10 protein-coding genes are annotated in these 14,105 nt (G+C 47.8%); 3 read left to right on the forward strand and 7 right to left on the reverse strand.

Annotated elements, in window-relative coordinates:
- Nucleotides 1-80 precede the first annotated feature (80 nt).
- Both H6G21_RS20540 and H6G21_RS20545 read right to left on the reverse strand, forming a co-directional pair.
- Complete coding sequence (locus tag H6G21_RS20540) at nt 81-1,109, reverse strand: aliphatic sulfonate ABC transporter substrate-binding protein (RefSeq protein WP_190575403.1); 1,029 nt, start codon at nt 1,107-1,109, stop codon at nt 81-83.
- A 387-nt stretch (nt 1,110-1,496) separates the two neighbouring features.
- Nucleotides 1,497-2,309, reverse strand: a complete 813-nt coding sequence (locus H6G21_RS20545) for an SDR family oxidoreductase (protein WP_190575405.1) — start codon at nt 2,307-2,309, stop codon at nt 1,497-1,499.
- Nucleotides 2,310-2,570: 261 nt separating this feature from the next.
- Between H6G21_RS20545 and H6G21_RS20550 the strand changes: the two genes are divergently transcribed.
- Entirely contained in the window at nt 2,571-2,921 is a 351-nt protein-coding gene (locus H6G21_RS20550) for a hypothetical protein (RefSeq protein ID WP_190575407.1), read from the forward strand.
- Between the two features lie 1,641 nt (nt 2,922-4,562).
- Nucleotides 4,563-6,404 (forward strand): iron uptake porin, encoded by a 1,842-nt coding sequence (locus H6G21_RS20555; protein WP_190575409.1) that lies wholly within the window; start codon nt 4,563-4,565, stop codon nt 6,402-6,404.
- Nucleotides 6,405-6,696: 292 nt separating this feature from the next.
- Here the strand turns inward: H6G21_RS20555 and H6G21_RS20560 are convergent, their stop codons facing one another.
- From H6G21_RS20560 to H6G21_RS20570, 3 genes are read right to left on the reverse strand one after another with little or no spacing between them, the layout of a single operon-like run.
- Complete coding sequence (locus H6G21_RS20560) at nt 6,697-8,565, reverse strand: ABC transporter ATP-binding protein (RefSeq protein WP_199307351.1); 1,869 nt, start codon at nt 8,563-8,565, stop codon at nt 6,697-6,699.
- Nucleotides 8,566-8,594: 29 nt separating this feature from the next.
- Entirely contained in the window at nt 8,595-9,275 is a 681-nt protein-coding gene (locus tag H6G21_RS20565; protein ID WP_190575411.1) for an HAD-IA family hydrolase, read from the reverse strand.
- The gene (locus H6G21_RS20570; protein WP_190575413.1) at nt 9,276-10,274 is read right to left on the reverse strand and encodes an aldo/keto reductase; all 999 of its coding nucleotides are present in this window, start codon (nt 10,272-10,274) and stop codon (nt 9,276-9,278) included.
- A 34-nt stretch (nt 10,275-10,308) separates the two neighbouring features.
- On the opposite strand from H6G21_RS20570, the gene H6G21_RS20575 reads away from it, so the two are divergent.
- Nucleotides 10,309-10,476, forward strand: coding sequence for a hypothetical protein (locus H6G21_RS20575; protein WP_190575415.1), 168 nt, complete (start codon nt 10,309-10,311; stop codon nt 10,474-10,476).
- 20 nt (nt 10,477-10,496) lie between these two features.
- Here the strand turns inward: H6G21_RS20575 and H6G21_RS20580 are convergent, their stop codons facing one another.
- Together H6G21_RS20580 and H6G21_RS20585 are read right to left on the reverse strand one after the other, a co-directional pair.
- Entirely contained in the window at nt 10,497-12,035 is a 1,539-nt protein-coding gene (locus H6G21_RS20580; RefSeq protein WP_190575417.1) for an amidohydrolase family protein, read from the reverse strand.
- A 259-nt stretch (nt 12,036-12,294) separates the two neighbouring features.
- Complete coding sequence (locus H6G21_RS20585; RefSeq protein WP_190575419.1) at nt 12,295-13,659, reverse strand: LLM class flavin-dependent oxidoreductase; 1,365 nt, start codon at nt 13,657-13,659, stop codon at nt 12,295-12,297.
- Nucleotides 13,660-14,105 lie beyond the last annotated feature (446 nt).

Below are 14,105 nucleotides of genomic sequence, written 5' to 3' on the forward strand. Positions count from 1 at the left end.
CCAATAGAGGAGGATATTACCTCCTCCCTCGACCTCAGTAGGCACAAATGGATAGGTCACTGATTGACTCAAGTGCATATTTACTTTTGGCTGATATTAGCCGGTGTAATTTCAGCGTATTGCTCCGGAGTGAGTAAGGCCTCACTCACATTGACCTGCTTAGGAATCACACCATTCTTAAAGAAGTAATCAGCGACGCGTTGCTGTTCCTTGATCAGATCTGGGCTAATGGCTCTCCGTCCAAAGGTGCGTCGATCGACAATGCGTTTTGCCACATCTAAATCCACCTTTTGAGCCTCAGCATAAATCTTGATGAACTCATCTCGATTTCGCTCGGCCCACTGATCAACATTCTCAATTTCTTGGACGATGTGTTTCAAGAGCCCAATATTTTCCTGGGCCCAAGGTTTGTATGCAACGTAATAGCCCCCTGGAGACTGAATCCCAACTGAATCTCGGATCACCCGAATTTTGTTGAATTTCTCAGCGATCGCATAATGGGGATCTCCCGTCGCCCAAACTCCAATCTTATCGGCCAAGAACGCTCCCCGAGCTTCCACATTCGACAAGCTCTTGATATTAATGTCTTTAATCCCTAAACCAGCCTCTTCTAACGCACGGAGAATCAGATAATGGGAGGCAGAGGCGGCTTGGAACACGACATCCTTGCCTTTAATATCCCGCACCGATTTAATTGGCGAATCCGGGGGTACAGCAATCACACTCCCTCTTCCGGTTTCCGGTGTGGTTTTTGCACCGACAATGTAAACGATCGGCCCGCCAGATGCTTGGGTAAAAATGGGAGGCGTTTCACCCACTGAGCCAATGTCAATCCTGCCAATTTTCAGGGCCTCCATCAGTTGAGGCCCTTGGGCAAACTGTGACCACTCTACTTTCACGCCTAGGGGTTCTAGCTTCTTTTCGAGTGCACGGGAAATCTTGAGAATATCACCGGAGGTCTGAAATCCAACTCGCAGCACATTTGCTTTAAAGTTCTTAGCCCCCCCTTGAGCGAGACCCTTCGATGCCAATACTGTGGAAAACCCGATCGCGCCTGGCACAATTAGATGATTAAACTTACGCCGGGAAATGTTGAATTGGGAACCCATGATTCATCTAACCTCAAAATACACAAATTGCTGTCAAAAATGACTGAGCCAAAAAGTAACTTGAACGTATAACTTGAACGTGATTGAGCAAAACAAACCAAGAGAGACTAGGAAAAATTGACTGTGAACTAACGCAATTCTGAGCCAACGCAATTCTGAACCAATGCAATTCTGATCAGCTCTGATCAGCTACAAAATTCGAATCAACTACAAATGAGTCAAGATGTCACATATTTTGATTAGAAAACTCATCACAACTCTTCGCAAACAGAGGCTTTTCAATCACACGATTGCAGAGCTTTCAAGCTTATTATCGTACTTCCTGGAGATTCTCTCAGTATATTCAGCAGCAATAATTTTGTACTTTAAATACAATTTGGCTCCGTATTACACTCCCGGTGTTGTCCCCCCATCTACGAGGATTTCGGCCCCTGTAATTGAAGCCGCTAAATCTGACACGAGAAATAAAACCAGGTTGGCAATTTCTTCAGGTGGGATAATGCGCCCCAGGGGAATGCTACGGAGAATCTCAGCCTTGTACTGCTCTACCGAAATTCCTAAGGATTGAGAGGTTTGCTCTGCCAAGTGTTCTGCCCGTTCTGTCGCGGTGAGTCCTGGGGAAATGGCATTAATGCGAATGTTGTACTGTGCCAATTCCTTGGAAATTCCGCGAGTAAAATTCAGTAAGGCTGCATTGGTGGTGCCACCGGGAAGAAAATTAGCCCGAGGTGTTCGTCCAGCGCCGCCAACAATGTTAATAATTTGTCCGTTCCGACGCTCAATCAAATCGGGAACGATCGCCCGGACGAGGCGAATATATCCCAGCAATTTCAGATTCCATGCCTCTACAAACGCATCATCCCCCAGGTCTAGAAAGGATCCAGCCCGAGCGGAGCCTGCATTATTGACCAAGATATCAACTTGCCCGAAGTGTGAGAGGGTCTGACTGACAATCTTCTCGATGCCTTCTGCTTGGCTCACGTCCGCTGAGATAGCAATCACATCCCCGATCGGCTGACTGGCTGAGGTTGGCGAAAGTTCACGAATACTATTCACCGCTTGCTCTAACCGTTCTGGATTGCGTGCGGCGATCGCGACTTTGACTCCTTCGCGGTAGAGAGCCTTCGCGGTTGCCAAGCCAATCCCTGCACTCCCACCTGTGACAATTGCGGTTTTACCATTTAACCCAAATTCCACCATTAGCTTTGACCTTCTTCGCAATATTGTTGGAAAAATTGTTTGACAGGTTCTCAGGAGATTCCAACTACTTTGAAGTGACGGGGTAATCTCCATAAACTCCTGCGAATATTGAGAAATTAAAAATTTTCCCAAAAGTCCTAGAACCTGATTAAATTCCCTAAATTTAGGGATGAAAAATTAGGAAAAATTGTTGAAACTAGTAGTAGGGATCTGGCAAGTTCCTAACTACTGTTTCAACAATTCAAAACTGAGAGAACCGAAATGAAACTGTTAACCTCTACAACTCTGTCGGCTGCTTTGCTGTTGGCGATCGTTCCGACTGCCTTGGCTACTGGAGAACCCTCAGCTGTAACGAGCCAAGTCACCCCTCCTGTGACCCTGGTTCAATTGGCACAACAAGGCTACCTGACTCAGCAAGGGATTCCCTCCAATGGAGATCTGGTTTATGCAGTGCAAATCGGTCGAATTACTCCAGAGACCCTTGTACAAGCAGGGATTCAAGCAGGACAAGTTCCATCGGATACGTTGCAAAATGAAGCCTATCTGAATGTTGTTCGAGAACAGCTCCGAGACTTGATTTCTATGACCTTGAGCAAAAATATTGCCCCCTAGGGATAATGCTCACTGGATAAAGACCTCAAGTATAAAGATCCAAGTCTCAAGACCGGGCAATGTTACCCATTTAACGTCGCCCATTCAATCTACGTCAGCGTGTGATGAATAGCGCTAAGGTAGATTCATGCCAATCTTTGAGTGAGTTAATCCATTTGAGTGAGTTGATCCAAATGATTGACTCACTTTTTTGTGAGTGGTTCGATCTTTGAGTAGTCTGATTTTTGAGTGGTCTGACAAGTAGCGGTAGATCCTAGTAAGTTTACACGACATAAATGGATACGAGGCTTGTACGATCGCCTATCCGGTGCAGGGACAAAATGAACAATGTACAAACTGTGTAACAGTCCAAGCTAACAGTCCGGGCTAACAGTCCAGACTGTATAATCCAATCCCATACCTATCGAGACCCTAGATACCTGCAAGAAACCTAACAGAGTAAAAGTTTCCTGCGTGGATTAGCATGAACCTTCCTACAATCCAGACAACTAGTACAGAGACTGAGTACAAGAGTTTAGTACAAGAGTTTAGTACAAGAGCTTAGTACAAAAACTGAGTCCAGCAAGTCCAGGGCAGAATGTCTAGCGCAAAAGGTTCAGGGCGGAGAACCACAATGGAATCCACGGCTGGAATCCACGGCTGGAATCCACGGTTTATCTATCGGATTAGTAGACTTAGGATAATGTCCCACACATTACTTGTGAAGACAAGCCTTGCCGTTAACATAAAACGTGTATTCTAAATCACATTATTTGACAGCTGAGCCTATGGCTGAGTCACCGATCGAGTCCATGGGCGTCAAGTTCAAAAATTACTTTTAGTCAGAAGTTTTTCTCAAAAATTGTTGTTTTTGGTGGCTAATTGTCAATTGTTATCAAATTAAATCTTTCTTCGCGATTAATCTTGCCTTTTTCAAGACCCTATGCAACGATGAACTCTACGGTTACCTCGGTAATCCTATCGGTTTAGTGTAGATTTGTCCTTCCCCAATTCAGCCTCGATCGCCCTGTGCATTGAGCGAATAACTAACCCGTCATTGTGATCCATCATTAGGCTGCTGAGAATCTGTAGGGTACGACAGACTGGCAGGCTGATGGATGGTAATGGGTAGATGACACCCAGTAGACAGTAATTAGCAGACAGTAATCAGTAGATAGCAATATTGAGATGACAATTCGTAGATGGCAGGTAGTTCGTACCGTAGACGGTAATTCGTAGACGGTAATTCAATGGCCATTTAGTAATGATATCAACTTGCTATTAAATGGCGATCCACTGCGATCGACAGGGTATTGCTCGCTATCAATATTGTGCTCTACATCAGACTAGACAATCTTCAAAATTGCAAGATGGACTTTTGAAAAATTGCAAGGATTGAAATGTGACACCTGTGAAGGTGATTGCCCGGAGAAGTCATTGGAAGTCACTTAAAACTTCGAAATCACTTAAAACTTTTGAAGTCACTTAAAACTGCTGACAGTTGCTGAAACCGTTGTTGAAAATTGCTAGCTCTTAACTTAAAAGCTAGTTGGACATCCTTTTGTATGTGAATCCGTGTTGTGAGGCATCGTAATGAATCTTCAGTCGTCCGTTAGTCATCGTTCACCATTTCCTTTGAAAAAAGTTCGCCTAGGGCGTGGCATGACCACCTCCCTTGGGTTGAGCCTACTGATCACAACATTGTCAACAGTCTTGTCAACAGTCTTGTCAACGGCACTGTCCGTTGTGGTATCTGACTCCTTTGCGATCGCCTCAGACAAGATCGCCTCAGACAAGATCGCCTCAGATAAGATCGTTTCAGGTAAGCCAGAGTCAGCCCTGCCTTCCTCACTTCCCCCCTCCGGTCAAGCTCCCCAGGACTCGGACTCTCTGAAAGCTGACTCATCTAGAATTCCCCAAACCCAGCCTCCGCAATCCCTGCTATCTGCCCTCACCAATGCAGATTCGATCGGAGGCCCAGGGGATGGGACGTTGGGAAATGAGGGCTTAGGACAAGTCACGTCTGTTTCCCAATTGTCAGATGTCAAACCAACGGATTGGGCATTTCAGGCATTACAGTCCTTGGTCGAGCGGTATGGGGTGATTGCTGGATACCCCGATAGAACCTACCGAGGCAATCGAGCCCTCACGCGCTATGAGTTTGCCGCTGGACTCAATGCAACCTTAGATCGCATCAATGAGTTGCTATCAGCAACAACTAAGGATTTGGTGCGGAAGGAAGACTTGGTAACCTTACAGAAGTTGCAGGAAGAATTTGCAGCGGAACTGAGTACTTTGCGAGGCCGAATTGATAAGCTTGAAGCAAAGACGGCAACCTTAGAGAAGCAACAATTTAGCACAACAACGAAGCTGCGTGGGAGTGCAACTTTTCTGGTTGGGGATACCTTTGGCGATCGGGCAAACAATACACCTGCCAAGGATACTAGCGATCAAACCAATACCTTCGCTGCCTATGATGTTCGCCTAGATTTGCAGACTAGCTTTACGGGCAAAGATTTGCTGAATACAGGTTTTCGGGCAACCAATGTCCCTGAACCCGGCATTGCGAACCTCGCTGGAACCCAAATGACACGATCGAGTTTCGATGGTTCAGGATCCTTTGGGGATAATGCGTTTTATTTAGCGCGACTTTATTATCGATTTCCAGTTGGGGATAAGTTGACCGTCTGGGTGGGCCCGCGTGCATTGCAACCAGCGGTTTCTGTGCCAACGCTCAATCCCTTGGTGGGTGGGGCGAATGGAGCGACTTCCCGCTTTGCAATTTTCAACCACACTGTGTATCGACCGGGCTTTGATGGGGCGGGAGCCGCCTTAGCCTATCAGTTGAATCCGCAGCTACGCTTGAATTTTTCCTATATTGCTGACGGTACCCAAGCCAATTCACCAGAACAGGGTCGTGGGTTATTCGGGAGCAATAATTTTGTCCTTGGCCAAATCACCTATTCCCCATCTAAAGCTCTGGACGTTGCCTTTACCTATAGCCGCAAGTACTTTGGTTCCAACACCGGGTTTAACCTGACTGGGGGGACTGGTAGCACCTTTGCGAGAAACCCCTTTGAGCAAAATGCAACGGTTTCAGATAACTTTGGTTTGCAATTCAATTGGCGTACCAGTCCTACTTTTCAGTTAGGTGGATGGTTCGGGTATACCCAAGCCCATCAAGTGAGAGGTCGGAGCAATGATGCCACGATCGTGCATGGAGCTGTCTTCCTAGCGTTTCCTGATCTGTTTGCTAAGGGGAACTTGGGTGGATTTATTATTGGGGTTCCGCCCAAAGTCACGAGCAATGAATACCGGCCCCGAGCAGGTGCAGCTAGACGTCAGGATGTGGATACCTCTCTGCATTTAGAGGCGTTCTACACCTTCCGGGTCACCAATGGAGTGACGGTGACTCCCAGCGTGTACGTGATCACCAATCCAGAGCATAATGCTGCCAATGATGCCATTTGGGTGGGAGCTCTCCGTACCAACTTCTCCTTCTAATGGCTACCTAGCAGGCTAATGGGTCTCTAGCAGGTCGTTTGATTTTTCCCTTCTAGTGTTTACCCCTTCCTTTCCCAGATCTCTGAATTAGTTGTTGAATTAACTTCTGAACTAATCTGAGTCGGGCGGAAAGGAAGGGGTCTTTTTTGATCTAATTTGATCTAACGGTGCGGATTTTTCTGTGGGGATTTTTGCCTATGTTTAATGCTGAGTTTAATGCTGGTTTAATGCTGACCTGTGTTGCTAGTAGAGTTCCTACGGTCTGTCCTACTCTTTCCTGCGGGGCAACTGCTTACCGGATGGAGATCACCGCTTTCTGGTTGTCTTCCTCGGGCAAGAACCCACCGGCCTGCATCATCCATAGGCGATGGTAAGCCCCCCCAAGGGCTAATAATTGGGCATGGGTTCCATCTTCAATAATCTGGCCTTGGTCAAACACAAGAATCCGATCGAGATGGGCGATCGTAGATAGCCGATGGGCTACAACAATCACCGTTTTATTGGCCATTGCGACATCCAGCGTTTCTTGGATGGCTTTTTCTGTAATCGAATCTAGGCTCGAAGTTGCTTCATCCAAAATCAAGATCGGTGCATCTTTGAGAATCACGCGGGCGATCGCAATGCGCTGCCGTTGGCCACCGGACAATTTAACGCCCCGTTCCCCCACCAAGGAATCGTAACCCTCGGACATGGGCACAATAAAATCATGGGCGTAGGCTTTGCGGGTTGCCTCAATGATTTCTGCTTCCGTGGCATCCAAACGTCCGTAGCGGATGTTGTCCCACAGGGTCCGGTGAAACAGTGAGGGATCTTGAGGAATGAGGCTAATCTGGCCGTGGAGGGCATCCTGGGACATGTCGCGGATATCGACCCCGTCAATTAAAATTTGGCCTGAGAGGGGATCAAATAATCGCAAAATCAGATTAACAAAACTGGACTTGCCAGAACCGGAAAAGCCTACCAATCCAACGCGCTGACCGGGGTGAATGGTAACGGATAGGTTTTTAAAGACCTGTTTTTCAGGGGAGTAGCCGAAATTAACTTGACGAAACTCAATACTGCCTTGGGTGATGGGATGGTCGATCGCGGCCTCTCGATCGATAATTTCGTGGGGCTGGATAATCGTACCGACCCCATTACTGACGTTACCCACATGTTCAAAAAATTCGAGAAAGCGTTTACTTAAGTTCCGGGCCTCACTAATCAGGAGTAGCGAGAGACTAGTTGCCACCACAAAATCCGCTGCTACAATCTTTCCCTGACTCCACAGCGACAGTGAGTAATACACCGTGCCAATTTTGAGGATGGCGGCGGAAATAAACTGAAACCAACGAATTCGCTCGGAATACCCATTGGATTTTCTGACTTCCTTCAATTCACGCCGGAGTTGTTCGTTCAAGTAACGCCGTTCAAACCCAAGGCGGGCAAATAGCTTTGTATTCATCAAGTTAGTGACAGCATCTACAATGATCCCCGTGGTATCACTGCGGGCGGCGGCGGCTTTGCGGGCATAGATCCGGCAGCGCATAGCCAACCAAAAGGAAATGGTGATAAACAAAACGGCCCAGGTGCCCACAAAGGCTGCGAGGGGGGGATAGGCCCGGTATAGTAAGGTCGTTGAAACGATGTATCCAATGATGACGGGCATAAACTCAGAAATCAGCATCTGTAGCGTCTGAGTTACGCCGAGGGACGTTTCACTAATGCGGTGGGCTAAGGCTCCTGCAAAACTGCTGCTCAAATAGCGGTGGGAATGGTGCTGCAAGTAAGCATAGAGCGATCGCACAATCTGTTGACGATGGATGGGATGGCGAATCGTTTGTAAGAGACCCGCAGAACGTCCAAAAACGACTTCCCCAAGACTCAAACTCATAAACAACAGTAGAGGTTGGCTGAGTCCGTCAACAATCAGTTTGCTATCCCCAGCAGATTTCGTGACACTACGGATAATTTCGCCGATCGCGTAGGGCAACATAATGCCGCAGACGGTATGGAAAATCTCCAATGTAACGATCGCTGCATACCAACCCCGAAATTGTTTGACAAAATAATAGATAAATCCAAAGGTTGTATTGGGCAAGGGTTGGACGCCCTCGGCTCGTTGGTAAGACGCTAAAGAACGAGACGTTCGGTTTAGAAATCGACGATCGTGACGTATCAAGGCAGACTCTCCCTCGTTATTGTCCAAAGTTATTGTCCAAAGTTATTGTCAAACTGTTGCAGAATGGCAGGAATCTCATGCAGATGGTCAATCGTGGCATCGGCGGTTGACGTTTCCAGCCAATAGAAATCCCGTTTCCAAATCGTCTTCATCCCAACCCCTTTTGCTCCCTCAATATCTGCTTTTGGATGATCCCCAATAAAAACACTGTGTTGGGCAGTGGTTCCCAATCGCTCTAAGGCTCGCCAAAAAATCTCCGGCTCCGGTTTTCTGACTTGTTCCACTTCCGAAATCAGGATGGTATCAAAGTAATCTCGAATGCCCAATCCATCGATCGAACGATTCTGAACATGCCCTAACCCATTGGTCACAATCCCTAGCAAGTATCCTTGTTGTTTCAACTGATGCAACGTTTCGATGAGAAAGGGCAACGGAAGACAATGCCCCTGAAACTGAGTTTCGTAATCCTCAAGCAAGGCTTGCCAAGGAATCGCCTCAATGCCAAATTCCGCCACCAGCGCTTGATAAACCTGATCTTTCCCAGCGCGACCATGGCAGTCTAGCTCAATAAATCGACTCGTATAATCCGTTTTAGAGACGTGACTAAAAGCGCTAGAAAGCCGATCGTACTGGTTTGCAATGAACCGCTGAATCGATGCATTGCGATCGAGCAAAGTATCATCCAAATCAAACAGAATTGCCTTCACCATTTACCGCACAGCATCCCCTCGACGGTATTCAGCCGTAATGTCATCTAATTTTTGTTTCAAGCTTTCATCCAATTTGACTTCGATCGCTTTCAAACTATCGGTCAATTGCTCAGGACGACTCGCCCCAATAATCGGAGCCGTAATCACCGGATTTGCGAGTACCCAAGCTAGAGAAAGCGTCGTCAACGACAAACCAGCCGCATCTGCAACCGTTCGGAGTTCTTCCACGGTATTGAATTCACGATCGTGCCAATAGCGGTCTTGATAGCGTTCTGCTGCCGCACCGAGCGTAAATCGAGTGCCTGGAGTGGGTGCACCGGCTCGATGATGCTTACCGGTCAAAAGTCCGCCTGCTAATGGATTGTAGGGAATTACGCCCAAGCCTTCTTCCTGAGCCAGCGGCAACAACTCTCGCTCAATTTCACGAAACAGTAAGTTATAGCGCGGCTGAATCGAAACAAAGCGCGTCAGATTGCGAACCTCTGCCCGACCCAAAGCGCGACTCAACCGATACGCCAGAAAGTTAGAAACGCCGATGTAGCGTGCTTTTCCCGATCGAACAATAATGTCCAATGCCTCTAGAGTTTCATCAAGGGGTGTTGAAACATCATCCCAGTGGAGTTGGTACAGATCCACATAATCGGTGTTCAAGCGACGCAGAGAAGCTTCGATCGCATCGAGAAGATGTTTACGAGAAGCCCCCTGATCCCAAGGTGCAGTTCCCACTCGTCCAACGGCTTTCGTTGCCAGAATAAACTGATCCCGTTTGCCCTGTAGCCAACGCCCCACAATTTCTTCTGTCCGTCCAACCGTTTCCAGGCTACCTCCCAATGGGTAAACATCCGCCGTATCGAGGAAGTTGATACCCGCTTCCGCAGCCGTATCTAGAATTTGCTGGGAGGTCGCTTCATCCGTCTGTAAGCCAAAGGTCATTGTCCCCAGAACGAGACGAGAGATGGTTAATCCAGTATTGCCGAATGTAGTGGTTGGTAGTGTCATAAATTCTGTTGAGGAATTTTGTTGAGGAATTCTGTTGAGGACTCTGATTCTGTTGGAAATCTGGACAAGGATTCCGGTGGAAACCTATTGCTCCCACCGGAAACTGTTAGTCGTTTTAGTCGTTTTAGTCGTTGCTCCAGGAACCGTTGCTTTGGCAAGACAGGACTTCGTGGCGCTTCACCAAGTCATCCTTAAGCCATAGCCAATTAAACATTAGCCAAATTAAACATTAGCCAGTGTTTTGTTCGGTAACGTTGACTCCCCACGGGGCAATTTAGATTCGATCGCCGTTCCCTTGAAGAAGTCAGGATTCGCTTCGGTGTAGAGTCGGTAGGGATTCTCAAACACGTAAGCTTGGAAGTCTGCTTCAGAAATGACCCCTTCTTCCACCAATTCCCAGCTTTCTGCCAGGGGCAAGGTGATATCAGGCACATCCCAGTGACCCACATCCGAGGAATAGATGGCGTTAATCTTGGCCCCCAAGGGATTCGCTTTGTCGTTGAAGGCGGCGGCGATCGTACGATCGTCGGATTCAGACCCAAAGAAGAAGGGATTCACCCAGCGATCGCGAATATCTTCAACACGCTCAATTCCAGCCGCTGCAAAGTCCTCCAGTTCGCTGCCGACGGGTTCACGGCTATAGCGGTTAAATGAGGCTCCCAGGACCGTCCGAGTCAGTTCCTCAGGGTTCAGGTCATAGCCCTTTGTGATTTCCCCACCAAAGCGCTCAAACAGTTGGTACAGTTCATTCGAGTTGGTTAGCGCTGGGTTATAGTTTTGCAGCGCCTTGAGATTGCGTTTGCCGTAGCGATCGACCAAGTGAATATAAACATGGGCACCCCAATCTGCACCGCCTTCCAAAAACGCTGCCCGCAGTTTCGGGAAACGCTTCGTCACTCCCCCAAAGAATAGGGCCTTGGCAAAGGCTTGGGAGCCATCGGCAAAGTGACCGATGTGGTTATTCATGTAATTGCTAATGGAGGAACGACCTGTCCAGCCTTGGCTGCCGTAGTGGGTTGTAATGGGTACACCCAGTTCCACCACCTTGGCCCAGAAGGGATCGTAATCATATTCACTATCTAGGCCAAAGAAGTCGATGTAGGAAGCGTATTTAGCAATTTCGGGGAACTGTTCGGCGGGATATTTGTCAGCGATCGATTTAATGGGTCGCCGTACCCCCCCCGGAATGTTGATGACCTTCAATCCCAGGGTGTTTACTGCGAACTCTAAATCCTCGATCGCTTCTTGGGGCGTGGTCATGGTGATGCCCGCCACAGGGGTTAAACGATCGCTATACTTGCGATAAATGTCGGCATGGTAGTGATTGATCGCCCGTTGTAACGCCTGACGATTTTCGGGTTTTGCGCCACCGGCAGCTAAGGCGTTGTTGGGAAACAGGACGGAATAATCTGAACCCTGTTCTGCCTGACGTTCATAGAGTAACTCCGGTAGCGTATAGGTTGCTAGATCCAACGTGTTGCGGGTTACCCGTGCCCACCAGGGCGATCGGAGGGTGCGATAGTATTGGCGTTCCTCTGGCGTTTGCTGATACCAATCTTTACCATCTGCCTTAGAATTCAGGCGATAGTTCTCAGCTTTGCGTAATTCATCCACCAGATGGGATCCGCCATAATGGGCAATATAGTCCTCAAACGCAGGCGTAAAATCATTGGTGTGCACATCCGTATCAATCACGGGATAATCAAGATTGGTGCGGATAGCAGCAGAACGGGAAGTATTCAAGCGGCTAGATTCAACCATGGTAGGTGTCTCCAAAAGTACAGTATTTCCCAGCACCTAGATTGACTAGGGACTAGATGGGCTCTGATCTGGGGTGATCTAGATCTGGGGCGATCTGGATCTGGGGTGACCAGCGGGGGTATCGAATGTAGCCCTCAAATGTGGCCATCGAATGTGACGAGCGAACCATTTGGTATGGTTAGGTTTTCTGCTTGTGCAAAAGAGTGAAATACAGGATGGGGTTGGATTTCACCCATGACTAGCCATACCAAAGCCTTTGCTATACGGCGACTAATTGCTTCTGCGATCGCGCAATTGCCAGTTGATTGTCTGGCCGCCGTAGACCGAGGTTTTCCCGCAGCGTCTTGCCTTCATACTCAGTCCGAAATAGGCCGCGCTTTTGTAACACGGGAATCACCAGGTTAACGAAATCCTCTAAGCCTGTGGGTAGGATCGGCGGCATGATGTTAAATCCATCCGCTGCACCGTTGTTAAACCATTCTTCTAACTGGTCTGCAATCCCTTCAGGAGTTCCGATAATAGTACGATGGCCTCGGGCGGTAGCCAGTGCCAGATACAACTGACGCAGGGTAAGATTTCCGCGTGTTGCTAGATCCGCGACTAATTTCAGCCGACTCTTATTGTTGTTAGTGTCGTTGGGAAGTTCTGGTGCAGGATCATCTAGGGAATATTGGGTTAAATTAACCCCTTTGTAATACTGCCTCAAAATGCCCCAGGCAACCTCATCATGGATTAAGGATTGCAGAAATTCGTATTTCTCTTGGGCTTCTGCTTCCGTGCGACCAATGATTGGAAAAGCACCGGGCATAATTTTCAGATCATCCGGCGATCGGCCATATTGGGCTAATCGACCCTTAACATCTGCATAAAATGCCTGGGCATCTTCTAGGGTTTGATTGGCTGTGAAAATCACTTCAGCAGTCCGTGCCGCCAAATCTCGCCCTGCTTCGGACGCTCCTGCTTGCACAATTACCGGATATCCCTGGGGGGGACGACCCACGTTCAGGGGCCCTTTGACAGAAAAATGTTTGCCTTGATGGTTGAGGATGTGGAGTTTCTCCGGCTCAAAATAGATCCCTGACTCCCGATCGCGAATGAACGCATCATCTTCCCAACTATCCCAGAGCCCTTTCACCACTTCCACAAACTCTTCAGCCCGCTCATACCGCTGACTATGTTCTGGATGGTGCGCGAGTCCAAAGTTGGCCGCCGCATTTTCATTCCCAGTGGTCACCACATTCCACCCAGCGCGCCCGTTGCTGAGATAGTCCAACGAAGCAAACTTCCGGGCTAGGGTATAGGGATCTTCATAGGTAGTGGACGCCGTGGCGATAAACCCAATCCGCTCCGTGACTGCCGAAAGCGCCGAGAAGAGCGTCACGGGTTCAAAATGGACAATCTTACCATTTCGACTTTGGCTTTCAGGAGCCCCACCCCAAACACCAGGACTATCGGCCAGAAACACCGCATCAAACAACCCTCGTTCAGCCGTTTGAGCAATGTGTTTGTAGTGGGCAAAGTTTAATCCAGCATCAATTTGGGCATCGGGATGTCGCCATGCCGAAACATGATGGCCTGTGGCTTGAATAAATGCCCCTAAACGCAACTGACGTAGCTTACTCATGTTCTTTGACGTTATTTTTCACGGTGCTGTACAAAAACAGAATCGCTAGCCTGGTCAACTATCTGTAGCCTGTAGCGATGACTTTCGTAGTGCTGATTCTCGTAACACTGATTCTCGTAACGCTGATTCTCGTAACGCTGATTTCTGTAGTGATCGCTTAAGTAGCTACACACTAATTATTAGATAGTCTAACTTTATAGAAAGCCAATCACCTTGTCAATCCTAAATATTTTATTTTAGTGATATTAAAAACTTGTTTATGTTGCTTAGTTTTTGCAGTTTTAACATCTGTAGAAATGTTTTTTATATTGCAATTAGCACGTGTTAGATTCTATTGAATCGATATTGTATTGATGGGTCAAGGAAGATCGATTTAACATATAAATCCGAATAAAAAAGCCTCCAAATTTGGAGGCTGAGAGAGGATAGTAAGGCTAAAGAAAGCA

Origin of the sequence: Alkalinema sp. FACHB-956 (assembly GCF_014697025.1) — a bacterium.
Taxonomy (GTDB): domain Bacteria; phylum Cyanobacteriota; class Cyanobacteriia; order Leptolyngbyales; family Leptolyngbyaceae; genus Alkalinema.